This window comes from Pandoraea sp. B-6, assembly GCF_000282835.1.
Taxonomy (GTDB): domain Bacteria; phylum Pseudomonadota; class Gammaproteobacteria; order Burkholderiales; family Burkholderiaceae; genus Pandoraea; species Pandoraea cepalis.
Genome location: NZ_KB290508.1, coordinates 17890 through 41856 on the forward strand (window position 1 = coordinate 17890; position 23967 = coordinate 41856).

The 23967-nt window shown below is 62.7% G+C and carries 26 protein-coding genes and 1 tRNA gene; 22 read left to right on the top strand and 5 right to left on the bottom strand.

The window, feature by feature from the left end; translation table 11 throughout:
• Positions 1-123 precede the first annotated feature (123 nt).
• Positions 124-354 (bottom strand): hypothetical protein, encoded by a 231-nt coding sequence (locus tag A985_RS0108640; protein ID WP_026131775.1) that lies wholly within the window; start codon positions 352-354, stop codon positions 124-126.
• 128 nt (positions 355-482) lie between these two features.
• Here A985_RS0108640 and A985_RS0108645 point away from each other — a divergent pair, with 128 nt between their 5' ends.
• The 22 genes from A985_RS0108645 (at position 483) to A985_RS0108750 (ending at position 20121) form a co-directional block, all read left to right on the top strand.
• Entirely contained in the window at positions 483-1487 is a 1005-nt protein-coding gene (locus A985_RS0108645; protein ID WP_017233010.1) for an NAD(P)H-quinone oxidoreductase, read from the top strand.
• A gap of 148 nt (positions 1488-1635) precedes the next feature.
• Positions 1636-2445, top strand: coding sequence for a triose-phosphate isomerase (gene tpiA, locus A985_RS0108650; RefSeq protein ID WP_017233011.1), 810 nt, complete (start codon positions 1636-1638; stop codon positions 2443-2445).
• 93 nt (positions 2446-2538) lie between these two features.
• Positions 2539-2907 carry a preprotein translocase subunit SecG gene (gene secG / locus A985_RS0108655; protein ID WP_026131777.1) on the top strand — a complete coding sequence of 123 codons (369 nt, stop codon included), beginning with the start codon at positions 2539-2541 and terminating at the stop codon, positions 2905-2907.
• Positions 2908-3050: 143 nt separating this feature from the next.
• A tRNA-Leu gene (locus A985_RS0108660) sits at positions 3051-3135 on the top strand.
• A gap of 130 nt (positions 3136-3265) precedes the next feature.
• Positions 3266-3625, top strand: a complete 360-nt coding sequence (locus A985_RS0108665; RefSeq protein ID WP_017233013.1) for an NADH-quinone oxidoreductase subunit A — start codon at positions 3266-3268, stop codon at positions 3623-3625.
• 47 nt (positions 3626-3672) lie between these two features.
• A complete protein-coding gene (locus tag A985_RS0108670) occupies positions 3673-4152 on the top strand; it encodes an NADH-quinone oxidoreductase subunit B family protein (protein ID WP_010807413.1) in 480 nt (159 codons plus the stop codon).
• A gap of 12 nt (positions 4153-4164) precedes the next feature.
• On the top strand, positions 4165-4764 hold the full coding sequence (locus A985_RS0108675; protein ID WP_017233014.1) for an NADH-quinone oxidoreductase subunit C: 600 nt from the start codon (positions 4165-4167) through the stop codon (positions 4762-4764).
• A gap of 9 nt (positions 4765-4773) precedes the next feature.
• Positions 4774-6027: an NADH-quinone oxidoreductase subunit D gene (locus tag A985_RS0108680; protein ID WP_017233015.1), complete on the top strand. Its 1254-nt coding sequence runs from the start codon at positions 4774-4776 to the stop codon at positions 6025-6027.
• Between the two features lie 171 nt (positions 6028-6198).
• Positions 6199-6699, top strand: coding sequence for an NADH-quinone oxidoreductase subunit NuoE (gene nuoE, locus A985_RS0108685; RefSeq protein WP_017233016.1), 501 nt, complete (start codon positions 6199-6201; stop codon positions 6697-6699).
• Positions 6696-7988, top strand: coding sequence for an NADH-quinone oxidoreductase subunit NuoF (nuoF, locus tag A985_RS0108690; protein ID WP_017233017.1), 1293 nt, complete (start codon positions 6696-6698; stop codon positions 7986-7988). The genes nuoE and nuoF overlap by 4 nt, the downstream gene beginning before the upstream one ends.
• A 29-nt stretch (positions 7989-8017) precedes the next feature.
• Positions 8018-10330, top strand: coding sequence for an NADH-quinone oxidoreductase subunit NuoG (nuoG, locus tag A985_RS0108695; RefSeq protein ID WP_017233018.1), 2313 nt, complete (start codon positions 8018-8020; stop codon positions 10328-10330).
• Positions 10331-11395 (top strand): NADH-quinone oxidoreductase subunit NuoH, encoded by a 1065-nt coding sequence (gene nuoH, locus A985_RS0108700; protein WP_017233019.1) that lies wholly within the window; start codon positions 10331-10333, stop codon positions 11393-11395.
• A 23-nt stretch (positions 11396-11418) separates the two neighbouring features.
• Positions 11419-11910 (top strand): NADH-quinone oxidoreductase subunit NuoI, encoded by a 492-nt coding sequence (gene nuoI / locus A985_RS0108705; protein ID WP_017233020.1) that lies wholly within the window; start codon positions 11419-11421, stop codon positions 11908-11910.
• A gap of 79 nt (positions 11911-11989) precedes the next feature.
• A complete protein-coding gene (locus A985_RS0108710; protein WP_017233021.1) occupies positions 11990-12625 on the top strand; it encodes an NADH-quinone oxidoreductase subunit J in 636 nt (211 codons plus the stop codon).
• 9 nt (positions 12626-12634) lie between these two features.
• Positions 12635-12946, top strand: coding sequence for an NADH-quinone oxidoreductase subunit NuoK (gene nuoK / locus A985_RS0108715; protein WP_017233022.1), 312 nt, complete (start codon positions 12635-12637; stop codon positions 12944-12946).
• Between the two features lie 17 nt (positions 12947-12963).
• Positions 12964-15009 carry an NADH-quinone oxidoreductase subunit L gene (gene nuoL, locus A985_RS0108720; RefSeq protein WP_017233023.1) on the top strand — a complete coding sequence of 682 codons (2046 nt, stop codon included), beginning with the start codon at positions 12964-12966 and terminating at the stop codon, positions 15007-15009.
• 18 nt (positions 15010-15027) lie between these two features.
• Positions 15028-16509 (top strand): NADH-quinone oxidoreductase subunit M, encoded by a 1482-nt coding sequence (locus tag A985_RS0108725; protein WP_017233024.1) that lies wholly within the window; start codon positions 15028-15030, stop codon positions 16507-16509.
• Between the two features lie 20 nt (positions 16510-16529).
• Complete coding sequence (gene nuoN, locus A985_RS0108730; protein WP_017233025.1) at positions 16530-17999, top strand: NADH-quinone oxidoreductase subunit NuoN; 1470 nt, start codon at positions 16530-16532, stop codon at positions 17997-17999.
• A gap of 90 nt (positions 18000-18089) precedes the next feature.
• The gene (locus A985_RS0108735; protein ID WP_017233026.1) at positions 18090-18404 is read left to right on the top strand and encodes a DUF2818 family protein; all 315 of its coding nucleotides are present in this window, start codon (positions 18090-18092) and stop codon (positions 18402-18404) included.
• A 76-nt stretch (positions 18405-18480) separates the two neighbouring features.
• Entirely contained in the window at positions 18481-19074 is a 594-nt protein-coding gene (locus A985_RS0108740; protein WP_017233027.1) for an NUDIX domain-containing protein, read from the top strand.
• 65 nt (positions 19075-19139) lie between these two features.
• Positions 19140-19613 carry a DUF1178 family protein gene (locus tag A985_RS0108745; RefSeq protein ID WP_017233028.1) on the top strand — a complete coding sequence of 158 codons (474 nt, stop codon included), beginning with the start codon at positions 19140-19142 and terminating at the stop codon, positions 19611-19613.
• Between the two features lie 52 nt (positions 19614-19665).
• Positions 19666-20121 carry a MaoC family dehydratase gene (locus A985_RS0108750; RefSeq protein WP_017233029.1) on the top strand — a complete coding sequence of 152 codons (456 nt, stop codon included), beginning with the start codon at positions 19666-19668 and terminating at the stop codon, positions 20119-20121.
• Between the two features lie 52 nt (positions 20122-20173).
• Here A985_RS0108750 and A985_RS0108755 read toward each other — a convergent pair whose 3' ends face one another.
• The 4 genes from A985_RS0108755 to A985_RS0108770 all read right to left on the bottom strand — a co-directional run bounded on the left by A985_RS0108755 (position 20174) and on the right by A985_RS0108770 (position 23871).
• A complete protein-coding gene (locus A985_RS0108755; RefSeq protein WP_017233030.1) occupies positions 20174-20509 on the bottom strand; it encodes a YegP family protein in 336 nt (111 codons plus the stop codon).
• 253 nt (positions 20510-20762) lie between these two features.
• Positions 20763-21455 carry a glutathione S-transferase C-terminal domain-containing protein gene (locus A985_RS0108760; protein ID WP_017233032.1) on the bottom strand — a complete coding sequence of 231 codons (693 nt, stop codon included), beginning with the start codon at positions 21453-21455 and terminating at the stop codon, positions 20763-20765.
• On the bottom strand, positions 21452-22726 hold the full coding sequence (locus A985_RS0108765; protein ID WP_017233033.1) for an acyl-CoA dehydrogenase family protein: 1275 nt from the start codon (positions 22724-22726) through the stop codon (positions 21452-21454). The genes A985_RS0108760 and A985_RS0108765 overlap by 4 nt, the downstream gene beginning before the upstream one ends.
• Positions 22723-23871 carry a phosphotransferase gene (locus A985_RS0108770; protein ID WP_017233034.1) on the bottom strand — a complete coding sequence of 383 codons (1149 nt, stop codon included), beginning with the start codon at positions 23869-23871 and terminating at the stop codon, positions 22723-22725. The genes A985_RS0108765 and A985_RS0108770 overlap by 4 nt, the downstream gene beginning before the upstream one ends.
• Positions 23872-23967: the final 96 nt, after the last annotated feature.

The window sequence follows — 23967 nt, forward strand, 5'->3', positions numbered from 1 at the left end:
CTGGCCGACTACGCCATACGGCACGGGCTGATCGACGAAGGGTCGGAAGGCGTCGCCTGACGGCGCCAGGGCGAGGTGGTGGCGCCGAGCGGCCTTCGGGCAGCCGGCGCCCCGCTTTTGGGGCTAACCCGGCGCGTCGTGCGCGGTCTCGAGATCGCACGCGACGCGCTCGTCAAACGGCGCGCGTGCCAGTGCCCCGGCATCCGCGTGCTCCCCTGTCTGGCCGTAGTCCCTCAGTTGTCCCTCAGTTGTCCCGAATAATCCTGTTTGATTCCGAATGCCGCCGAGACCTGCGTCGACGGCCGACGCGATCGCGCCGTCGGTGATAAGGTACGGCTCCACACCATTTTTCATGCGAGGTCTGTGGCATGGCGCGCGCGGCGTTTGACTCGCGGGCGGCCGCACGACTCGCGATCCCACGAAACGAGACGGACGGCCGGCGTTGATGCGGCGCGTCGTCCAGACAACCGAGGAACGACACGATGAAGGCGATCGAGATCACCCAATACGGCGCACCGGAAGTGCTCAAGCTCACTGAGCGGCCGCGCCCCGAACTCAAGCCGGGCGAAGTGCTCATCAAGGTCACCGCGTCGGGCGTGAACCGTCCCGACGTGCTCCAGCGCATCGGGCAGTATCCCGTGCCGCCGGGCGCTTCTGACCTGCCGGGGCTCGAAGTGGCGGGCGAGATCGTCGATGGCAAGCTCGACGGCCCGGATAACCGCTGGGGATTGAAAGTCGGCTCGCGCGTCTGTGCGCTGGTGCAGGGCGGGGGCTATGCCGAGTACTGCGCCGCGCCGCTCTCGCAGGTGCTGCCGGTGCCGCAAGGGCTCTCGGACGTCGAGGCGGCGTCGCTGCCCGAAACGTTCTTCACCGTGTGGAGCAATGTGTTCGATCGCGCTCACCTCGGCGAGACCGAGTCGGGCGAAAAGGAGACGTTGTTGGTGCAGGGCGGCACGAGCGGTATCGGCGTGACGGCGATCCAGCTCGGCGTGGCCATGGGCCATCGCGTGTTCGCGACCGCCGGTTCCGATGAAAAGGCTCGCGCGTGCGAAGCGCTCGGCGCGGAGCGGGGCATCAATTACAAAACCGAAGATTTCGTCGCCGTGACGAAGGCGCTCACCAGCGATCGCGGCGTGGACGTCGTGCTCGACATGGTGGGGGGCGACTATCTGCCGCGTGAAGTGCAGGCGCTGGCATTCGATGGGCGCATCGCGGTCATCGCGCTGCTCGGCGGCAGCAAGGCCACGCTGGATATGGGGGCGCTGCTGCGCCGCCGCCTGACGGTGACCGGCTCGACGCTGCGTCCGCGCTCGGTGGCGTTCAAGGCGGCGATTGCACAGAACCTCTACGAGAAGGTCTGGCCGTTGTTCGCGGCTGGCAAGATCCGGCCGGTGATTTATCAGACGTTCCCGGCCGACCAAGCAGACAAAGCCCACGCATTGATGGAAACGAGTACGCATGTCGGGAAGATCGTGCTGACCTGGTAAGTCATCTCGCGTCGGCGCACGAGGCGAATCCGCGTGAAAGCCCCATTTCATGCGGATTCTCACGTTTGAAAGTCGGCGAAATTGACCCCCATGCCCCTGACGCACTAGAATGAGAGGTTTTTCGTCCTTACGCATTGGGGGATCACGCGTGACAATCGGTACTGCGGGTACTGCGGCTTCGGCTCGCACCCTAGGCCGCAAGGCGGGCAAGCTCGTCGTGGGCAATTGGAAACTGCATGGCAGTCTGGCCGGCAACGAGGCGCTGCTGGGCGACCTGCTGGCGTCACCGGTGTTGAGCGCCCCGGGCGTGACGGCGGCCGTGTGTGTGCCGTTCCCCTATCTCGCGCAATGTCAGGCCCGCCTCTCGGGGCAGGTGCTGGGCTTCGGTGCGCAGGAGGTGTCGGCGCAGGTGAGTGGTGCCTACACGGGCGAAGTCTCCGCGCCGATGATTGCCGAGTTCGGCGCACAGTTCGTGATTGTGGGGCATTCGGAGCGTCGTACGTACCACGGCGAGACCGATGCGGGCGTCGCGGCAAAGACCTTGCGTGTGCTCGACGCGGGCATGACGCCGATCGTGTGCGTCGGCGAGACGCTCGCCGAGCGTGAAGCCGGCGAAACGATGTCTGTCGTGACGCGTCAGCTCGATACGGTGCTCGCGGCGCTGACGGCGGCGCAGGCGGTCCAGATTGTTGTGGCCTATGAGCCGGTCTGGGCGATTGGCACGGGCAAGACGGCAACGTCGGCCGAGGCGCAGGAAGTGCATGCGCATTTGCGCTCGCTGCTGCGTGCGAAGGGCGAGGCGGTGATGGATGTGGCGGTGTTGTACGGCGGCAGTGTGAAGCCGGATAACGCGGCCGAGCTGTTTTCGATGGCGGATGTCGATGGTGGGTTGATCGGCGGGGCGGCGTTGAAGGCGGTCGATTTTCTGGCGATTTGCGAGGCGGGTCTGTCGCGCTGACGCCGATGCCGGATTTCGTAACGGCACGAAATGGTCATGATGCGGTGCATCAAAAATGCACGGCAAGTCGGATTCTTCTATACGGGTGATGAGATGGGGTTGTTGAAAACGTTGTTGATCGTGGTGCAGGTGCTTTCCGCGCTGGGCATCATCGGTCTGGTGTTGCTCCAGCATGGCAAGGGTGCCGATATGGGCGCTGCATTCGGTAGCGGTTCGTCGGGCAGTCTCTTCGGTGCGTCGGGTTCCGCAAACTTCCTGTCGCGGACCACGGCAGTGCTGGCGGCCGTGTTCTTCGTAACCACGCTGGGTCTCACGTATCTCGGTTCGTACAAGCCGGCGGCAAACATCGGTGTCCTTGGTAATTTGCCGGCCGCAACGTCGCCGATGACGGCGTCGGGCGCGGTCGCGGCAAGTGCGCCGGTGAGTGCTTCCGCAGCCAATCCGCAGGACGTGCCGAAGTAAGTCGCAGCGCGGTTTGCAACGTGTAATAAGCCGTAAAGAAAATCGAAAAAAAATCGATTTGTGCGTTGAACAAAATGCTGAAGAGCGCTAATATAGCGGTCTTGAAGCGATTCGTAAGTGACAGCGGATTGCAGAATTTGAATGCCGACGTGGTGAAATTGGTAGACACGCTATCTTGAGGGGGTAGTGGCGAAAGCTGTGCGAGTTCGAGTCTCGCCGTCGGCACCACAGTTCTCCGATGCCAGCCTTGCGTTTATGCTTTGGCTGGCATTTTATTTTGTGCTCACTGTTCATCCGCTTTTTGGCCCCCACGCCAATGACGAAAGCGGTTTTTGGACTAACCAAAAAGAGGGTAGAGTTGAACCTCGGAACCTATTATCCCGTCCTGCTGTTCATTCTGGTAGGTGGCGGTCTTGGGGCGCTACTGATTGGGGTCGGTAAATTCCTCGGCCCCAACAAACCCGACAGCGCAAAACTCTCTCCGTACGAGTGTGGCTTCGAGGCATTCGAAGACGCGCGCATGAAGTTCGATGTGCGCTACTATCTCGTCGCCATCCTTTTCATCCTGTTCGATCTCGAAACGGCATTTCTGTTTCCGTGGGGCGTCGCCCTGCGCGATATCGGCTGGGTGGGCTTTATCTCCATGATGGGTTTCCTGCTTGAGCTGCTGATCGGTTTCGTGTTCCTCTGGAAGCGCGGTGCGCTCGACTGGGAATAAGGCCGGCATCGTATTGGCCGCATTGCAGAAGGATTCAGGGTAAGCATATGAGCATCGAAGGGGTTTTGCGCGAAGGGTTCGTCACCACCACGGCTGACAAACTCATCAACTGGACGCGCACGGGTTCGCTGTGGCCGATGACGTTCGGCCTGGCCTGCTGTGCCGTCGAAATGATGCACGCCGGCGCGGCGCGTTACGATCTGGACCGGTTTGGCGTGGTGTTCCGCCCGAGCCCGCGTCAGTCGGACGTGATGATCGTGGCCGGCACGCTGTGCAACAAGATGGCACCCGCGCTGCGCAAGGTGTACGACCAGATGGCCGAGCCGCGTTGGGTGATCTCGATGGGGTCGTGCGCCAATGGCGGCGGCTACTATCATTACTCCTACTCGGTGGTGCGCGGTTGCGATCGCATCGTGCCGGTCGACGTCTACGTGCCGGGCTGTCCGCCGACGGCCGAGGCGCTCGTCTACGGCATCATCCAGTTGCAGTCGAAGATCAAGCGGACTGCGACGATCGCGCGTAAATAACCGCTCCCGCCCATGTCTAAACTAGAACAACTCAAGACCACCCTGCAAAACGTGCTTGGCGCCCGCGCCGAGCAGTTGGTGGAAGCCCTCGACGAGCTGACGCTGACCGTCAAGGCGAGCGACTATCTCGAGGTCGCGCGCACGCTGCGCGATCATCCCGAGCTCAAGTTCGAGCAGTTGATGGACGTTGCCGGCCTGGACTACTCGGCCTACGGCGACGGTGCCTACGACGGCCCGCGCTACGCCGCCGTCTCGCATCTGCTCTCGCTGACCCACAACTGGCGTCTGCGCGTGCGCGTGTTCGCCCCGGACGACGATCTGCCGGTCGTGGCGTCGTTGATCGATCTGTGGAGTTCGGCCAACTGGTTCGAGCGCGAGGCCTTCGATCTGGTCGGTATCGTGTTCGAAGGGCACCCGGATCTGCGCCGCATTCTGACGGACTACGGCTTTATCGGTCACCCGTTCCGCAAGGACTTCCCGACCTCGGGCTATGTCGAAATGCGTTACGACCCCGAGCAGAAGCGGGTGATCTATCAGCCGGTGACGATCGAGCCGCGCGAAATTACGCCGCGCATCATCCGCGAAGAACATTACGCCGGTCTGAAACATTAAGGTGGCCTTGTGGCAGACATCAAGAACTACACTCTGAACTTCGGTCCGCAGCACCCGGCAGCGCACGGCGTGCTGCGCCTGGTGCTCGAGCTGGATGGCGAAGTGATCCAGCGCGCCGATCCGCACATCGGCCTGTTGCACCGCGCGACGGAAAAGCTCGCCGAGTCGAAGACGTTCCTGCAATCCGTGCCGTACATGGATCGTCTGGACTACGTCTCGATGATGTGCAACGAGCACGCCTACGTGATGGCGATCGAGAAGCTGCTCGGCGTCGACGTGCCGATTCGCGCGCAATACATCCGTGTGATGTTCGACGAAATCACGCGGATTCTGAATCACCTGATGTGGATTGGTTCCCACGCACTCGACGTGGGCGCGATGGCGGTATTCCTGTATGCCTTCCGTGAACGCGAAGACCTGTTCGACGTGTACGAAGCCGTCTCGGGTGCCCGTATGCACGCGGCCTACTACCGTCCGGGCGGCGTGTATCGCGACCTGCCGGACGCGATGCCGCAATATCGCGCATCGAAGTTCCACAACGAGCGCGCCATCAAGAAGATGAACGAAGCACGCGAAGGCTCGTTGCTCGACTTCATCGAAGACTTCACCAACCGCTTCCCGAAGTGTGTCGACGAGTACGAAACGCTGCTCACCGACAACCGTATCTGGAAGCAGCGCCTGGTGGGGATCGGCGTCGTGTCGCCCGAGCGTGCCATGCAGCTCGGCTTCTCCGGCGCTATGCTGCGCGGCTCGGGCATTGCCTGGGATCTGCGCAAAAAGCAGCCGTACGAAGTGTACGATCGTCTCGATTTCGACATTCCTGTGGGCAAGGAAGGCGATTGCTACGACCGCTATCTGGTGCGCGTGGAAGAAATGCGCCAGTCTGTCCGCCTGATCCGCCAGTGCGTGACGTGGCTGCGTGCCAATGAAGGTCCGGTGATTACGGACAATCACAAGGTGGCGCCGCCCTCGCGGGTCGAAATGAAGTCGAACATGGAAGAGCTGATTCACCATTTCAAGCTCTTCACCGAAGGCTTCCACGTGCCCGCCGGCGAAACGTATGCCGCCGTCGAGCACCCGAAGGGCGAGTTCGGCATCTACCTGGTGTCGGACGGCGCGAACAAGCCGTACCGCCTGAAGATTCGTGCGCCGGGCTTTGCCCATCTTTCCGCGCTCGACGAGATGGCGAAGGGCCACATGATTGCCGATGCTGTGGCGATCATCGGGACCCAGGACATCGTGTTCGGCGAGATCGATCGCTAAACGCGCAGTGGGCGCCTCTGGCGCCCTTAAGTTTTAATTCGGCAGGGTTTCGCAGGTCGATGCCATTGCCGTTCCAGTTGCCGTGCCTGTGAGTCGCGGGTGGCCGAAAAAACCGGTCTGCCAGCGCTGGCGCGAGCGGGGATAACGTTTTAAAGAACCGTCGGATCGGAAATGCTTTCTCCCGAAGCCCTGAAGAAAATCGACCGTGCCGTTGCCAAATACCCTGCCGACCAGAAACAGTCGGCGGTGATGCACGCCCTTGCCGTAGCGCAGGTCGAGAAAGGCTGGTTGTCGCCCGAAGTGATGCAATTCGTGGCGGACTACCTCGAGATGCCCGCAGTCGCGGTGCAAGAGGTCGCAACCTTCTACACCATGTTCAACACGCGCCCCGTGGGCAAGTTCAAGTTGACCGTGTGCACGAACCTGCCTTGCCAGCTTACGCGTGGCGAAGAGATGGCGAAGTACCTGAAAGAGAAGCTGGGTGTCGACTACAACGACATCACGCCGGACGGTCTCTTCACGGTCAAGGAAGGCGAGTGCATGGGCGCTTGCGGCGACGCACCCGTCCTGCTGGTGAACAACCATCGCATGTGCGGCTTCATGAACGAAGCCAAGGTCGACGCGCTCCTCGACGAGCTCAAGGCCACGGGCGCCGCGGGAGAGAAAGCATGACGTCGCTGCACAACCGTCACATCAAGCCGCTGATCCTCGCCGACCTCAATGGCGAGAACTGGCACCTCGAAGATTACGTCAAGCGCGGGGGGTACCAGCAGCTTGCCCGTATCCTGAAGGAAGGCCTCACGCCGGAGCAGGTCATTGCCGACGTCAAGGCATCGGGCCTGCGTGGCCGCGGAGGCGCAGGCTTCCCGACGGGGCTCAAGTGGAGCTTCATGCCGCGCGCGTTCCCGGGGCAGAAGTACCTTGTCTGTAACTCGGACGAAGGCGAACCCGGTACGTTCAAGGATCGCGACATCCTGCGCTACAACCCGCATGCGTTGATCGAAGGCATGGCCATCGGCGGTTTCGCCATGGGCATCACCGTCGGTTACAACTACATCCACGGCGAAATCTACGAAGTGTACGAACGCTTCGAAGAGGCGCTCGAGGAAGCGCGCGCTGCCGGTTATCTGGGCGACAACATTCTCGGCACTGACTTCTCGTTCGAGCTGCATGCGCACCATGGCTATGGTGCGTACATCTGCGGCGAAGAGACTGCGCTGCTCGAATCGCTTGAAGGCAAGAAAGGCCAGCCGCGTTTCAAGCCGCCTTTCCCGGCGAGCTTCGGTCTGTACGGCAAGCCGACGACCATCAACAACACCGAGACGTTCGCTGCGGTTCCGTTCTTGCTGGCCACTGGCCCGCAGCAGTACCTGGAAATGGGCAAGCCGAACAACGGCGGCACCAAGATCTTCTCGGTGTCGGGCGACGTCGAGCTGCCGGGTAACTACGAAGTGCCCCTGGGCACGCCGTTCGGCGAGTTGCTGGAACTGGCCGGTGGCATGCGCGGTGGCAAGAAGCTCAAGGCCGTGATTCCGGGCGGCTCGTCGGCACCGGTCGTGCCGGCCGGGCTGATGATGGAAACGACGATGGACTACGACAGCATCGCCAAGGCTGGATCGATGCTGGGCTCGGGCGCCGTGATCGTCATGGACGAGACACGCTGCATGGTGCGCTCGCTGTTGCGCCTGTCGTACTTCTACTACGAAGAATCGTGCGGTCAGTGCACGCCGTGCCGTGAGGGCACTGGCTGGCTGTGGCGCGTGGTCAATCGAATCGAGCATGGCGAAGGTCGCCAGGAAGATCTGGACCTGCTCAACTCGGTGGCCGAGAACATCATGGGCCGCACCATTTGCGCGCTGGGCGACGCCGCAGCGATGCCAGTGCGCGGCATGCTCAAACACTTCTGGGACGAGTTCGCCTACCACGTCGAGCACAAGCATTGCTTGGTCGGCGCTCACTAATCCCTTTTGACGCTTGGCATTGAACCGCTATGGTTGAAATCGAAATTGACGGCCAAAAGGTCGAGGTGCCCGAAGGCAGCATGGTGATCCAGGCTGCCAAGAAGAACGGCACCTATATTCCCCACTTCTGTTACCACAAGAAGCTGTCCATCGCCGCGAACTGCCGCATGTGCCTGGTCGAGGTCGAGAAGGCCCCGAAGGCGGTGCCGGCCTGTGCCACACCGGTGGCCAACGGCATGATCGTGCGCACCAACTCCGAGAAGGCTGTGAAGGCGCAGCAATCGGTGATGGAGTTCCTGCTGATCAACCACCCGCTCGATTGCCCGATCTGCGATCAGGGGGGCGAGTGCCAACTGCAGGACCTGGCCGTCGGTTACGGCAAGTCGGCGTCGCGCTATCAGGAAGAGAAGCGCGTGGTGTTCCACAAGAATGTCGGCCCGCTCATCTCGATGGAAGAGATGTCGCGCTGCATTCACTGCACCCGTTGCGTGCGTTTCGGCCAGGAAGTGGCCGGCGTGATGGAGTTCGGCATGCTGGGGCGCGGCGAGCACTCGGAAATCACGTCGTTCGTCGGCAAGACGGTCGACTCCGAACTCTCGGGCAATATGATCGACCTGTGCCCAGTCGGTGCCCTGACCTCGAAGCCGTTCCGCTACAGCGCCCGGACGTGGGAGCTGTCGCGCCGCAAGTCGGTGAGCCCTCACGACGGCGTGGGTGCGAACCTCGTGGTGCAAGTGAAGAACAACCAGGTCATGCGCGTTGTGCCGCTCGAAAACGAAGCGCTCAACGAATGCTGGATCTCGGACAAGGATCGTTTCTCGTACGAAGGTCTGAACAGCGACGAGCGCCTCACCAAGCCTATGCTCAAGCAAGGCGGCGAGTGGCACGAAGTCGACTGGCAGACGGCGCTCGAATATGTCGGGCATGGTCTGACGGACATCATCCGCGACCACGGCGCCGATGCCGTCGCCGGGCTGGCCTCGCCGCACGCCACGATCGAAGAACTGCACCTGCTGCAAAAGTTCGTGCGCGCCTTGGGCAGCGATAACGTCGACTTCCGTCTGCGTCAGACGGACGTGTCGGGCGGCACCCAGGGGGCTCCGTGGCTCGGCCTGCCGATCGCGGACCTCGACACGCTGCAAAGCGCGCTGGTCGTCGGCTCGTTCCTGCGCAAGGATCATCCGCTGTTCGCTTCGCGTCTGCGCTCCGCGGTGAAGGCCGGTGGCCAATTGCACGTGCTGCACGGCTCGGACGACGATCTGCTGGTGAAGCTCGCCAACAAGATCATCGCCGCACCGAGCGCATGGGTGAGCGAGCTGGCCGGTATCGCGCTCGCCGCGGCGGCGGCCAAGGGCGTTGCCGCCCCGACTGAGCTCGCCGGCGTGAACGTCAGCGACACGGCCAACGCCATCGCCGCCTCGCTGGTGAACGGCGAGCGTCGTGCCATCCTGCTGGGCAACGCCGTGGTGCAGCATCCGCAATTCGCACAACTGCACGCCATCGCGCAAGTGATCGCCGATATCACCGGCGCCACGCTGGGCTTCCTCACCGAAGGCGCCAACACGGTCGGTGCCTACGCGGTGAAGGCCACGAACGCCAAGGGCGCCGCTGCGCTGTTCGCGCAACCGCGCCAGGCGTATCTGCTGCTGAACGCCGAGCCGGAGTACGACTCGGCCGATGCGAAGCAAGCGCTCACGGCATTGAACGCCGCGAAGATGGTGGTCTCGCTCTCGCCGTTCAAGCACGGCCTCGAGTACGCCGACGTGCTGCTGCCGATCGCCCCGTTCACGGAGACGGCCGGTACGTTCGTCAACGCCGAAGGGCTGCCGCAACACTTCAACGGTGTGGTGCGTGCGCTGGGCGAGACGCGTCCGGGCTGGAAGGTGCTGCGCGTGCTGGGCAATCTGCTCAAGCTGCAAGGCTTCGCGCAGGACACCGCGGAACAGGTGCGCGACGAAGCGCTCGCCGGATTCTCGGTCGCCTCGCTCGACAACCGCGCCAAGGCCGCGCTGGCTGCACCGACGGCAGCCGGGCAGGGCCTGGAGCGTCTGGCCGACGTGCCGATCTACTCGGCCGACGCGCTGGTACGCCGTGCCCCGTCGCTGCAACTGACCAACGACGCCAAGGCCGCGCTGCGTGCCACGCTCCCGGCGGCGCTGTTCGATCGCCTGGGCCTCGTCGCGGGCGCCGCCGTGCGCGTGCGTCAGGGCGATGCGGTGGTCACGCTGCCGGCTGCGCGTTCGGAAACGTTGCCTGCCAATGTGGTGCGCGTGCCGGCGGCCACGCCGGCATCCGCCGCGCTTGGCGCGATGTTCGGTGAAATTTCGGTGGAGAAGGCGTAAATGAGCCTGAACGAAGTCATCAATCAATACGGCACGCAACTGCTGGGCGTGGCCTGGCCGACGGTGTGGGCGCTGGTCCGCATCCTCGTCGTGGCCGTGATCCTGCTGCTGTGCGTGGCGTACCTGATTCTGTGGGAGCGCAAGCTCATCGGCTGGATGCACGTGCGTCTGGGTCCGAACCGCGTGGGCCCGGCGGGTCTGCTCCAGCCGATCGCCGACGTGTTGAAGCTCCTGCTCAAGGAAGTCATTACGCCGTCGCAGGTGAGCAAGGGCATTTACGCCATCGCGCCGGTGATGGCCGTGCTGCCCGCCTTCGCGATCTGGGCGGTGATTCCGTTCCAGCCGGGCGCCGTGCTGGCCGACGTGAATGCCGGGCTGCTCTACGCCATCGCGATTTCGTCGATCGGCGTGTACGGCGTGATTCTCGCCGGCTGGGCATCGAACTCGAAATACGCCTTCCTCGGCGCCATGCGCGCGTCGGCCCAGATGATTTCGTACGAAATCGCCATGGGCTTCGCGCTGGTGACGGTGCTGATGACGGCCGGCTCGCTCAACCTGTCGGACATCGTGCGCTCGCAAGAGCACGGCATGTTCGCGGGCCTGGGGCTGAACCTGCTGTCGTGGAACTGGCTGCCGCTGCTGCCGATGTTCGTCGTCTACTTCGTCTCGGGCATTGCCGAAACGAACCGCCACCCGTTCGACGTGGTGGAAGGCGAATCGGAAATCGTGGCCGGTCACATGATCGAATACTCGGGCATGGGCTTCGCCCTGTTCTTCCTGGCCGAGTACATCAACATGATCATCATCTCGGCGCTGGCCTCGGTGCTGTTCCTGGGGGGCTGGAGTGCGCCGTTCGGCTTCCTGTCGTTCATCCCGGGTGTGTTCTGGCTGGCGTTCAAGGTGTTCCTGCTGCTGTCGGTGTTCATCTGGGTGCGTGCGACGTTCCCGCGCTACCGCTACGACCAGATCATGCGTCTGGGCTGGAAGGTATTCCTGCCGCTGACGATCATCTGGGTGATCGTGGTGGGTGTCTGGATCATGTCCCCCTGGAACATCTGGGGCTGAGGCGAACGGAGTAGAGGAATCCCATGGTAAGGGCAATCAAAGACTTTTTCGGCAGTTTCCTGTTGTTGGAACTGCTCAAGGGCATGGCGCTCACAGGGCGCTATACGTTCGCACGCAAGGTGACGGTGCAGTTTCCGGAAGAGAAGACGCCGATGTCGCCGCGGTTTCGCGGTCTGCATGCGCTGCGCCGTTATCCGAATGGTGAAGAGCGCTGCATCGCCTGCAAGCTGTGCGAAGCGGTGTGCCCGGCAATGGCCATCACGATCGAGTCGGATGTGCGCGACGACGGCACCCGCCGTACCACGCGCTACGACATCGATCTGACCAAGTGCATTTTCTGCGGCTTCTGCGAAGAAAGCTGCCCGGTGGACTCGATCGTCGAGACGCACATTCTCGAGTACCACGGCGAGAAGCGTGGCGATCTGTACTTCACCAAGGAGATGTTGCTCGCGGTGGGCGATCGTTACGAAAACGAGATCGCGGCGGCCAAGGCGGCCGATGCGCCGTACCGTTAAGCAGGGCAGGGCGCAGCGCAGCGACGGTGCGCCCGGTACGGCAATTGACGTTGGCTAATTCTCGCAACACCCGGTGATTATGGAATTCACAACCTTTCTTTTCTACGTGTTTGCGCTGATCCTCGTGATCTCCGGCCTGAAGGTCGTGACCGCGCGCAACCCCGTACAGTCGGCACTGTTCCTGGTGCTCGCCTTCTTCAACGCCGCGGCGATCTGGATGCTGCTCGAGGCCGAGTTCCTCGCCATCATGCTGGTGCTCGTGTATGTCGGCGCGGTGATGGTGCTGTTCCTGTTCGTGGTGATGATGATCGACATCAATCTCGACGAACTGCGGCGCGGTTTCGGCAAGTTCATCCCGCTGGCGAGCGCTGTCGGCGCGATCATGATCGTCGAATCGGCACTGGTGCTCATGCGCGGCTACGGCGCCACGCGCTCGCCGGTCAAGGCGGTCTCGGCCCCGGACGTGGCGAACACCAAGGCGCTTGGTATCGCGCTGTACACCGACTATATCTTTGCCTTCGAAGTGGCAGGTCTGATCCTGCTGGTGGCGGTCGTGGCGGCAGTTGCGCTGACCATGCGTACCCGTAAGGACCACAAACAGACCGACCCGAGCCAGCAGGTGCGCGTGAAGGCGCGCGACCGCGTGCGTCTGGTGTCGATGCCCGCCGAAGCCCGGCAGCAGTCCACCGGCACCGACGCGCCGGCGGCGGAATAAGGAGACAGCATGATCTCGTTGTCGCTAGCGCATTACCTGGTGTTGGGCGCGATTCTCTTCGCGATCAGCATTACCGGTATCTTCCTCAACCGCAGAAATGTGATTGTGCTGCTCATGGCCATCGAGCTGATGTTGCTCGCGGTCAATCTGAACTTCGTCGCGTTTTCGCATTACCTGGGCGACATTGCCGGTCAGGTATTCGTGTTCTTCATTCTTACGGTGGCCGCGGCGGAAGCCGCGATCGGGCTGGCCATTCTGGTCACGCTGTTCCGTAAGCTCGAAACGGTCAACGTCGAAGATCTCGACCGCCTCAAGGGTTAAACAAAGCGAACGCTGTTATGGCATCCACATTGAATCCCAACCTGCTGCTCGCGATCCCGCTGGCGCCGCTCGTCGGCTCCTTGATTGCCGGCCTGTTCGGCAAGCAAGTCGGACGCGCGGGCGCCCACACGGTCACGATCCTCGGCGTACTGGTCGCGTTTGTCCTGTCGGTCATGACGTTCATCGACGTCATGAACGGGGCGAGCTTCAACGCCACCGTCTACGAATGGGCCCGCATCGGCGAGCTCAAGCTCGAGATCGGCTTCCTCGTCGACACGCTCACCGTCACGATGATGTGCGTGGTCACTTCCGTCTCGCTCATGGTGCACATCTACACCATCGGCTACATGGCGGAAGATCCTGGCTACCAGCGCTTCTTCTCGTACATCTCGCTGTTCACGTTCTCGATGTTGATGCTCGTGATGAGCAACAACTTCCTGCAACTGTTCTTCGGCTGGGAAGCGGTGGGCCTGGTTTCGTACCTGCTGATCGGTTTCTGGTACACGCGTCCGACCGCGATCTACGCCAACATGAAGGCGTTCCTGGTCAACCGCGTCGGCGACTTCGGCTTCCTGCTCGGTATCGGCCTGCTGCTGGCCTTCACCGGCACGCTGAACTACGGCGAAGTGTTCGCCAAGGCCAACGAGGTCGCGGCCCTGTCGTTTCCGGGCACCGACTGGCGCCTGATCACCGTGGCCTGTATCTGCCTGTTCATCGGTGCGATGGGTAAGTCGGCGCAGTTCCCGCTGCACGTGTGGCTGCCGGACTCGATGGAAGGCCCGACCCCGATTTCGGCACTGATTCACGCGGCCACGATGGTGACCGCGGGGATCTTCATGGTGAGCCGCATGTCGCCGCTGTTCGAACTCTCGGACACGGCGCTGTCGTTCATCACGATCATCGGCGCGATCACCGCGTTGTTCATGGGCTTCCTGGGCATGATCCAGAACGACATCAAGCGTGTCGTGGCCTACTCGACGCTCTCGCAGCTCGGTTACATGACGGTCGCGCTCGGCGTGTCGGCCTACCCGGTCGCCATCTTCCACCTGATGACGCACGCGTTCTTCAAGGCGCTGCTGTTCCTCGGTGCGGGCTCGGTCATCATGGGCATGCATCACGATCAGGACATGCGCAACATGGGCGGCCTGTGGAAGTACATGCCGATCACATGGATCACGTCGCTGCTGGGCTCGCTCGCGCTGATCGGGACACCGTTCTTCGCCGGGTTCTACTCGAAGGACTCGATCATCGAAGCCGTGGCCGCCTCGCATCTGCCGGGCTCGGGCTTCGCGTACTTCGCCGTGGTCGCCAGCGTCTTCGTCACGGCGTTCTACTCGTTCCGCATGTACTTCATGGTCTTCCACGGCAAGGAGCGTTTCGGTCAGGTGCATCACGACCATGACGAGCATCACGAGGAAGAAGAGGAAACCGCCGATCACCACCACGGTCTGGCCCCGGGTCAGAAGCCGCACGAGTCGCCGGCGGTGGTCACGATCCCGTTGATTCTGCTGGCGATTCCGTCGGTCATCATCGGCGCCATCGCGATTGCCCCGATGCTGTTCGGCAGCTTCTTCAAGCAGGGCGTGGCGTTCAAGGACGTGATCTACGTTGGCGAAAACCATCCGGCGATGGAAGAGCTGAGCCACGATTTCCACGGCTGGCTGGCGATGGCGTTGCACTCGTTCGGCACGCTCCCGATCGCCCTGTCGGCGCTGGGCATCGTGCTCGCGGCGTTCTTCTACCTGAAGCGCCCGGATATTCCGGAAGCGCTGAAAAATCGGTTCTCGGGCATCTACAACCTGCTCGACAACAAGTACTACATGGACAAGATCAACGAAGTGGTCTTCGCCAAGGGCGCGCTCAAGATCGGTCGCGGCCTGTGGAAGGCTGGCGATCAAGGTCTCATCGATGGCGCAGTCGTGAACGGCAGCGCGCGTCTGGTGGGCTGGTTCGCCGGTGTCATCCGCTTCGTTCAATCCGGTTACATCTACCACTACGCGTTCGCCATGATCCTCGGCATGCTCGGGCTCCTGACGCTGTTTGTGACGTTGAACGGCAAGTAATAGGGGGAGCCAACAATAATGCAATCGCTACCGCTTCTGAGTCTGGCCATCTGGCTACCCATCATCTCGGGGATCGTTGTCCTCGCGGTGGGGAATGACCGCAACCCGGGCGGCGCACGTGCGCTGTCGCTCATCGGGTCGCTGATGAGCTTCCTGGTCACGCTGCCGTTGATCTCGAACTTCGACGCCAATACGGCGGCGTTCCAGTTTGTCGAGAAATCGAGCTGGATCGACCGCTTCCACATCAACTACTTCCTCGGCATCGACGGCATCTCGCTGTGGCTGATCGTGCTGACTTCGCTTATCACGGTGATCGTGGTGATCGCGGGTTGGGAAGTGATCACGGAGCGCGTCGCCCAGTACATGGCCGCGTTTCTGATCCTCTCGGGTCTGATGATCGGGGTGTTCTCGGCGCAAGACGGCCTGCTGTTCTACGTCTTCTTCGAGGCCACGCTGATCCCGATGTACCTGATCATCGGTGTGTGGGGCGGCCCGAACCGGGTGTATGCCGCGTTCAAGTTCTTCCTGTACACGCTGCTCGGCTCGCTGCTCATGCTGGTCGCGCTGATCTACCTCTACAACGTGACGCACTCGTTCACGCTGACCGACTGGTACGCCGCGAAGCTGCCGATGAACGTGCAGATACTGCTGTTCGTGGCGTTCTTCATGGCCTTCGCCGTGAAGGTGCCGATGTGGCCGGTGCATACCTGGTTGCCGGACGCCCACGTGGAAGCGCCGACCGGCGGCTCGGTCGTGCTGGCCGCGATCATGCTCAAGCTTGGGGCCTACGGTTTCCTGCGCTTCTCGCTGCCGATCGCCCCGGACGCCAGTCACTACCTGTCGGGCTTTATGATCACGCTCGCGCTGATCGCCGTCGTCTACATCGGCCTCGTGGCCCTGGTGCAGACCGACATGAAGAAGCTGGTGGCGTATTCGTCGATCGCTCACATGGGCTTCGCGATTCTCGGCTTCTTCATGTTCAGCGAAATCGGCATGCAGGGTGCGCTGGTCCAGATGATCTCGCACGGCTTCGTCTCGGGCGCCATGTTCCTGTGTATCGGTGTGCTGTACGACCGCATGCACTCGCGCAACATCGCCGACTACGGCGGTGTGGTGAACACGATGCCGAAGTTCGCAGCGCTGTTCATGCTGTTCACGATGGCCAACAGCGGTCTGCCGGCGACGTCGGGCTTCGTGGGCGAATTCCTGGTGATCCTGGGCGCCGTGAAGCTGAATTTCTGGGTGGGTCTGCTCGCTGCGACCTCGCTGATCACCGGTGCGGCGTATTCGCTGTGGATGTACAAGCGCGTGATTTTCGGCGCGATCGCCAACGATCACGTGCGCGAGCTGGTCGACATCAACAAGCGCGAATTCTTCATGCTGGCCGTGCTGGCGGCGCTCACGCTGTTCATGGGTATCTATCCGAAGCCCTTCACCGACCTGATGCACACCTCCGTCGTTAACCTCCTCGCCCACGTGGCGCAGACCAAGCTGCCTTAATCGGGGAGGATATCCAGATCATGCAAAACATCAATCTGCTGCCTGCGTTGCCGGAGGCCATCCTGCTGCTCATGATCCTCGTGATCATGATGTGCGACGCGTTCCTCGGCCAGACGCGCAAGCTCAACTACGTGCTGGCGCTCATCACGTCCGCAGTCGTGTCCGTGCTGTGGGCATGCAACGCCAGTGATCCGGCGTCGCACTACCTGTTCGGTAATGTGTTCGTCGCCGATCCGATGTCGAACCTGCTCAAGGCCTTTGGCGGCCTCGCTACGTTCGTCACGTTCGTCTACGGTCAAAAGTATCTGGAAGCCCGCGGTCTCGCCCGCGGCGACTTCTACGTTCTCAGCCTGTTCTCGCTGCTGGGCCTGTCGGTGATGATCTCGGGCAACAACTTCCTGACCTTGTACCTGGGTCTGGAACTGATGTCGCTGTCGCTGTACGCCCTTGCCGCCGTCTGGCGCGATTCGACGAACGCGACCGAGTCGGCCATGAAGTATTACGTGCTGGGGGCGCTCGCCTCGGGCTTCCTGCTGTACGGCATGTCGATGATGTACGGCGCGACCGGCTCGCTCGAACTGTCCAAGGTCTTCGAAGTCATCGCTTCGGGTGCTGTGAACAAGGTCGTGCTGGTGTTCGGCGTTGTGTTCGTGGTGGCCGGTCTGGCGTTCAAGCTCGGCGCTGCGCCGTTCCACATGTGGGTGCCCGACGTCTACCAGGGCGCGCCGACCCCGGTCACGCTGCTCATCGGTGGCGCGCCGAAGCTGGGCGCCTTCGCGCTGCTGCTGCGCTTGCTCGTCGAAGGCATGCTGCCGCTGGCGATCGACTGGCAGCAGATGCTGATCATCATGGCGGTGCTCTCGCTGGTGATCGGTAACCTGACGGCGATCGTGCAGACCAACGTCAAGCGCCTGCTGGCCTACTCGACCATCTCGCACATGGGCTTCGTGCTGCTGGGCATGCTCTCGGGCGTGGTGGGCGGCAAGATCGACGGGATCGCCGACGCCTACGGTTCGTCGATGTTCTACAGCGTGATCTACCTGCTCACGACGCTGGGCACGTTCGGTATCGTGCTGCTGCTCTCGCGCCAAGGCTTCGAGGCAGAGAATCTCTCCGATCTGAAGGGCCTGAACCAGCGTAGCCCGTGGTTCGCGTTCGTGATGCTGATGCTGATGTTCTCGCTGGCCGGCATTCCGCCGCTGGCAGGCTTCTACGCCAAGCTGGCCGTGCTGCAAGCCGTGGTGAACGCGGGCATGGTGTGGTTGGCGGTGGTGGCGGTGTTGGCCTCGCTGATCGGTGCGTTCTACTACCTGCGTGTCGTCAAGCTGATGTACTTCGACAAGGCCGATGACCACAATGCGCTGCAGGGCAGCGGCACGATGCGTTTCGTGCTGTCGCTCAACGGTTTGGTCCTGCTGTACCTGGGCTTGATGCCTGGCCCGCTGATGGACTGGTGCCTGCGCACCATCAAGCTGACGCTCGCCAGCTGAGCGCGTTAGACTACACGAAGGCGGCCGGGCGGGTCGAAATGACCGGCCCGGCGCACGACAGACGAACGGGCGGAGGGATGATCGATGGGTATGTCGGCAGGCGGTATGCTGGTGATTGTGCTGTCCCTGTTGGGCGCGAATCTGCCGTTCGTGAACCAGCGCCTGTTTGGCGTCATCGCGCTCAAACGAGCGGTCAAGCCGCTGTGGTGCCGGCTGGTCGAGATGGCGGTGGCTTACTTCGTGGTGGGGGCGCTCGGTTATCTGATCGAGTCGGGCATCGGCAACGTGTTTTCGCAGGGCTGGCAGTTCTATGCGGTCACGGCTAGTCTTTTCGTCGTGTTCGCGTTTCCGGGCTTCGTGTACCGGTATTTGTGGCGCCATCGACCGGCTGCCGTTGTGGCCTGAGATGTTTGCTTCGCAAGACGCCGCCCTTGGGCGGCGTTTTGTTTTGGGTTCGCCAATTTTCAGCCGTGGAGGGCTTATGACCCAGCGTCAATTCGACGATCGACATCTGATTGAGACGCGTCTTGAGAGCGATACGGTCTATGACGGTTCGTTCCTGACCATCAAGCGCGACCGCGTGCGTCTACCCGACGGCAAGACGGCAACGCGCGAATACACCACCCATCCGGGGGCCGTCATGGTGATCCCGCTCTTCGACGACGGCCAGGTGCTCATGGAGCGTCAGTATCGGTATCCGCTCGAGCGCGTGATGACGGAGCTGCCCGCCGGCAAGCTCGACGACGCGGAGGGCGGTCTCGCGTGCGGCCAGCGTGAGTTGCTGGAAGAGACGGGGTATCGCGCCGAGCGCTGGGATTACCTCACGCGTATTCACCCGGTGATTTCGTACTCGACGGAATTCATCGACATCTGGCTTGCGCGCGACCTCACGCTTGGCGAACAACGCCTCGACGAGGGCGAGTTTCTCGACGTGTTCAAGATGCCCGCGACCGAACTGCTGCAATGGGTGCGGGACGGGCGTATCACGGACGTCAAATCGATCATCGGCGCGTTCTGGCTGGAAAAGATATTATCGGGCGTGTGGCAGCCGAACGAGCGGTCGCCACAACGCTGATCCATCGTCATTTTTTTCGATCCCCGGTCTCGTGACCCACGGGGTCGGGATACATCCATTGCGTCATGAAGGTTTTTGACTTGCGTTGTGCACACGAGCACACCTTCGAGGGCTGGTTCGGCTCGGAGGACGATTACCTGTCGCAGCAAGCGCGGGGGCTGGTGACATGCCCCGTCTGCGGCGACGCGAAGATTGCCCGCATGCCGTCTGCGCCGCGCCTGAATCTGTCGGGGGCGACGTTGCGTGCCGAAGGCGCGCCGGCCGCGCGACCGCCCGGCGATTCGGCCTCGCGGGACGTCGCCAAAGCGAAAAGCGAGCTGCAGACGCTCTGGATGAAGGCGGTGCGTCACGTCATGGCGAACACGGAAGACGTGGGCAGCCAGTTTGCCGAGGAAGCCCGCAAGATTCACTATGCGGAAGCCCCGGAGCGCAATATTCGCGGCACGGTGTCGCGCGAAGAGAGCGAAGCACTGGCGGAAGAGGGCATCGACGTCATGCCGCTGCCGATTCCCGACGGCTTCAAGGATACGTTGCAGTAAGCCCGTAACCGTCTGGCGGATGACGCCAGCACGCCGCATGCAGGAGCTAGCGATGGCAACTCTCGAGTACTACTTCGAAGACTTCACGGTCGGTGACACCTTCGATCTGGGCGAATACACGTTCACGGCGGACGAGATCGTGCATTTTGCGCGGCAATTCGATCCCCAGCCGTTTCACATCGATGAAGCGGCCGGGCGCGAGTCGCATTTCGGTGGGCTGGTGGCCAGCGGCTGGCACACGTGCAGCATCATGATGCGGATGAACGTCGACCAACTGCTCTCGCGCTCGTCGAGCATGGGGTCGCCGGGCGTCGAGCAGATCGAGTGGCTCAAACCGGTGCGTCCGGGAGACACGATCACGGTCACGAGCAGCACGCTGGAAGTGCGCGCGTCGAAAAGCCGTCCCGATCGGGGCATCGTGCGCCAGCTCTGGACGGCGACGAATCAGCACGGCGAAGAAGTGTGCCGGTTCCGCGGAACCGGGCTCTATTTGAAGCGCGGTGACTGAGTCACGCGAGCGTCGGGCTCACCCACGCTCGCGTCGGCCTGCCGCGGCGGTCTCAATGTGACAGATCGCTCACCGAGGCCGCCGGGGCATCGCGTTTGACCTGCGTGATGCCGTCTTCCATCTGCTCGGCGCTCGAAAACATCTGGCTTTGACCGATGATCTCGCCATTGCGCGCCTTGAGCACGAAATACGGGCGGCCGGACGTCGACGTCTTGCGCTCGAAACGGTGGTCCTCGGCCGAATTCTTGCGAACGGACTCGATGCCGTTCTGCGCAGAGGCCCGCGCCTTGTATGTCTCGGACGAAAGGATAATGTGCCCGCTGTCGGCCATCAGGTGAAAGTGGAATTCACCGTTGGGACTGCGCTTGAGTTCGAACTTGCCTGACATATGTGGATCTCCCGGATCTTCCAAAAGCCAGCGGCGAGGGACTGCGAACTGCAAGGGGACGACGGCGGCCAGCCGCGTCGCAGACGTTTGAAAAACGTCTGCAGGTACGTGTTCGGCGTGTTCGACGCGCCTACGCATCGAGCGTAATGCGCCTAGATTAGCACCGCCAGCGTCGCGGCGAAACCGCAGTCTGTTGCGAAGTGTCAACCACTTCGCTCTACGCCCCGCCGGACCGTCACCGCTCGCCCGTGGCCTAATGGCGCGCGTATTGCGTCGCGCCGAACAGTATCTCGCGGGCCTTGGCATCCTGAAGCGGCTTGCGCGCGTCGGCCAGCACCTTGATGCCGCGCTGCACGGCCGGACGGGCCTCGATGGCGTCGAACCAGCGTTGCACATTGGGGAAGTCCGACATCACCACACCTTGATTCTTCCACGAGCGCAGCCACGGCCAGATCGCAATATCCGCAATGGTGTACATGTTGCCCGATACGTAGGGGTGATGACCGAGCTGCTTGTCGAGCACGCCGTACAGGCGCCGGGCCTCATTGGTGTAGCGCTTGATCGCGTAATCGATTTTCTCGGGCGCGTAGATCCGAAAATGGTGCGCCTGACCGAGCATCGGTCCCACGCCCCCCATCTGGAACATCAGCCATTCGAGCGTCTCGTACTTGCCGCGCACATCCTCGGGCAGGAAGCGCCCGGTCTTGCCCGCCAGATACAGCAGGATCGCTCCCGACTCGAACAGCGAGATTGGCTTGCCGTCCGGCCCGTCCTCGTCGACGATGGCCGGAATCTTGTTGTTCGGCGAGATGGCGAGGAAGGCGTCCTTGAACTGGTCGCCCGCCCCGATATCGACGGCATGTGCGTGGTAGGGCAACCCGCACTCTTCGAGCATGATGTGGACCTTGTGGCCGTTGGGCGTGGCCCAGGAATAGAGCTGAATCAATTGTGGCTCCTTGTTGGGGTGTCAGTTGACGACGGGGCGCCGGGGGCGCTCGGCGCGCTCGCGTAGCGCGCCAGTTCCAGCTTGGCGATGGCGTTGCGATGGACTTCGTCGGGGCCGTCCGCGAAGCGCAACGTGCGCGCGCTCGCATACGCGTAGGCCAGCGGGAAGTCTCCCGAGAGCCCCGCCGCGCCATGCGCCTGCATCGCCCAGTCGAGCACCTGACACGCCATGGTCGGCGCCACGACCTTGATCATGGCGATCTCGGCCCGCGCCGCCTTGTTGCCGACGGTATCCATCATATAGGCGGCCTTGAGCGTGAGCAGGCGCGCCTGTTCGATCAAACACCGGGCTTCGGCGATGCGCTCGCGCGTGACGCCCTGCGCCGCGATCGGCTTGCCGAACGCCACCCGCGAGAGCGTGCGCTGGCACATCAGCGAAAGCGCACGCTCGGCCAGCCCGATGAGCCGCATGCAGTGGTGGATACGCCCCGGGCCGAGACGCCCCTGCGCGATCTCGAAGCCGCGTCCCTCGCCGAGCAGGAGACTGCTGGCCGGCACACGAACGTCATCGAGCACGATTTCCATATGGCCGTGTGGGGCGTCGTCGTAGCCGAAGACGGTGAGCGGGCGCACGCGCGTTACGCCCTTGGCGTCGGCCGGCACGAGAATCATCGACTGTTGGGCATGCTTAGGCGCGTCCGGATCGGTCTTGCCCATCACGATGTAGACGGCGCAACGTGGGTCGCCCGCGCCGGTCGACCACCACTTGCGGCCATTGATGACGTAGTCGTCGCCGTCGCGGCGAATGCGGCACTGGACGTTGGTGGCGTCGGACGACGCCACGTCCGGCTCCGTCATCAGAAAGGCGGAACGGATCTCGCCGCGCAGCAGCGGTTCGAGCCATTGCGCCTTTTGCGCGTCGGTCGCGTAGCGCTCGAGCGTTTCCATGTTGCCGGTGTCGGGGGCGTTGCAATTGAAGACTTCCGGCGCCCACGGGACTTGTCCCATGATCTCGCACAGCGGTGCGTATTCGACGTTGGTCAGGCCCGCGCCGCGCCCCGAGTCGGGCAGGAACAGGTTCCACAGCCCGGCCTGCTGCGCGAGCGGCTTGAGGCGCTCGATGACCGGCGACGGCTGCCATGCGTCGCCTTGGCGCCGCGCCACCTCGATCGCTTCGAGATAGTGACGCTCGTTCGGGAAAATGTGCTCGTCGAAGAACGCGGTGAGGCGCTCGCGCAATGCCTCGACTTTCGGGCTGTAGGTGAAATTCATGAGGTCTGCGTTCCTTGACTGCCTGCGTGATCGAGATCCCGGGACCCGCACTGCGCGGGGGCTGTGCTGCGCTGCGCGTACATCCAGGCGAGTTCCGCCATCGGCCGCGCGCGCTGGCCGGCATCGAGTGCCTGCTGGCTGACGGCCGTGCCGTCGGCGACGCGCTTCATGATGCCTTGCAGAATTGCGGCGATACGGAACATGTTATACGCGAGATAGAAATACCACTGCGCGGGCCGGGCAATCCCCGTGCGCTCGCTGTAGCGGGCGACGTAGGCGTTTTCGTCCGGTATGCCGAGGGCGGCCCAATCGAGGCCGGCAATCCCGCGAAACACTCCGGGGGTGACGTGCCATGCCATGCAGTGATAACTGAAGTCGGCGAGCGGGTCGCCGAGCGTCGACAGTTCCCAGTCGAGCACGGCGAGTACGCGCGGCTCGCTCGGATGGAAGATCAGATTGTCGAGGCGGAAGTCGCCGTGCACGATGCTGGTGCGCTCGGGCACGCCAGACGGCAAATGCGCGGGCAGCCACTCGATGAGACGGTCCATCGCGTCGATCGTCTGCGTCTGTGAGGCGCGGTATTGCTGGCTCCACCGGGCGATCTGGCGCGCGATGTAGCCGCCAGGCTTGCCGTAGGACGTAAGGCCGATGGCCGCGTAGTCGACCCGGTGCAGGGCCGAGATGACGCGGTTCATCTCGTCGTAGATGGCGCCGCGCTCGGCCGGCGTCATGCCGGGCAGCGAGGGGTCCCACAACACGCGCCCCGGCACGAAGTCCATGACATAGAACGCCAGCCCGATCACGCTTTCGTCCACGCACAGTCCCCGCATGCGGGCGACGGGGACATCGGTGCCGGCGAGGGCATCCATCACACGATATTCGCGCTCGATGGCGTGGGCGGACGGGAGCAGTTTGGCGGCCGGTGCGGGCTTGGTGCGCAGCACGTAGGCGGCGTTGGGGGTCGTCAGGCGATAAGTCGGATTGGATTGACCGCCGTTGAACTGCGTGATCGTCAGCGGCCCGGCAAAGCCGTCGACATGCGCGGCGAGCCAGCCTTCGAGCGCAGCGGTATCGAACGGCGCGCGCGCGTCCAGTGCGCGTTCGCCGGCAAATGTGGAATAGTCTTGCGCGAGCTCCTCGGCCATGCTGTCTCCTGCATTCCCGGTGCTACGTTGTTCGTGACGATTTCGACCGTTTCGACTGCGTTGCTTTTTGCTTGTTACTTATTGCGTGTGCGGACG

Excerpts from the sequence above, each read along its gene's own strand:
- A985_RS0108640 (WP_026131775.1), bottom strand. The coding sequence starts at position 354 with ATGAAAAATGGTGTGGAGCCGTACCTTATCACCGACGGCGCGATCGCG.
- A985_RS0108645 (WP_017233010.1), top strand. The coding sequence starts at position 483 with ATGAAGGCGATCGAGATCACCCAATACGGCGCACCGGAAGTGCTCAAG.
- secG (WP_026131777.1), top strand. The coding sequence starts at position 2,539 with ATGGGGTTGTTGAAAACGTTGTTGATCGTGGTGCAGGTGCTTTCCGCG.
- A985_RS0108670 (WP_010807413.1), top strand. The coding sequence starts at position 3,673 with ATGAGCATCGAAGGGGTTTTGCGCGAAGGGTTCGTCACCACCACGGCT.
- A985_RS0108675 (WP_017233014.1), top strand. The coding sequence starts at position 4,165 with ATGTCTAAACTAGAACAACTCAAGACCACCCTGCAAAACGTGCTTGGC.
- nuoE (WP_017233016.1), top strand. The coding sequence starts at position 6,199 with ATGCTTTCTCCCGAAGCCCTGAAGAAAATCGACCGTGCCGTTGCCAAA.
- nuoF (WP_017233017.1), top strand. The coding sequence starts at position 6,696 with ATGACGTCGCTGCACAACCGTCACATCAAGCCGCTGATCCTCGCCGAC.
- nuoG (WP_017233018.1), top strand. The coding sequence starts at position 8,018 with ATGGTTGAAATCGAAATTGACGGCCAAAAGGTCGAGGTGCCCGAAGGC.
- nuoH (WP_017233019.1), top strand. The coding sequence starts at position 10,331 with ATGAGCCTGAACGAAGTCATCAATCAATACGGCACGCAACTGCTGGGC.
- nuoI (WP_017233020.1), top strand. The coding sequence starts at position 11,419 with ATGGTAAGGGCAATCAAAGACTTTTTCGGCAGTTTCCTGTTGTTGGAA.
- A985_RS0108710 (WP_017233021.1), top strand. The coding sequence starts at position 11,990 with ATGGAATTCACAACCTTTCTTTTCTACGTGTTTGCGCTGATCCTCGTG.
- nuoK (WP_017233022.1), top strand. The coding sequence starts at position 12,635 with ATGATCTCGTTGTCGCTAGCGCATTACCTGGTGTTGGGCGCGATTCTC.
- nuoL (WP_017233023.1), top strand. The coding sequence starts at position 12,964 with ATGGCATCCACATTGAATCCCAACCTGCTGCTCGCGATCCCGCTGGCG.
- A985_RS0108725 (WP_017233024.1), top strand. The coding sequence starts at position 15,028 with ATGCAATCGCTACCGCTTCTGAGTCTGGCCATCTGGCTACCCATCATC.
- nuoN (WP_017233025.1), top strand. The coding sequence starts at position 16,530 with ATGCAAAACATCAATCTGCTGCCTGCGTTGCCGGAGGCCATCCTGCTG.
- A985_RS0108735 (WP_017233026.1), top strand. The coding sequence starts at position 18,090 with ATGTCGGCAGGCGGTATGCTGGTGATTGTGCTGTCCCTGTTGGGCGCG.
- A985_RS0108740 (WP_017233027.1), top strand. The coding sequence starts at position 18,481 with ATGACCCAGCGTCAATTCGACGATCGACATCTGATTGAGACGCGTCTT.
- A985_RS0108745 (WP_017233028.1), top strand. The coding sequence starts at position 19,140 with ATGAAGGTTTTTGACTTGCGTTGTGCACACGAGCACACCTTCGAGGGC.
- A985_RS0108750 (WP_017233029.1), top strand. The coding sequence starts at position 19,666 with ATGGCAACTCTCGAGTACTACTTCGAAGACTTCACGGTCGGTGACACC.
- A985_RS0108755 (WP_017233030.1), bottom strand. The coding sequence starts at position 20,509 with ATGTCAGGCAAGTTCGAACTCAAGCGCAGTCCCAACGGTGAATTCCAC.
- A985_RS0108765 (WP_017233033.1), bottom strand. The coding sequence starts at position 22,726 with ATGAATTTCACCTACAGCCCGAAAGTCGAGGCATTGCGCGAGCGCCTC.
- A985_RS0108770 (WP_017233034.1), bottom strand. The coding sequence starts at position 23,871 with ATGGCCGAGGAGCTCGCGCAAGACTATTCCACATTTGCCGGCGAACGC.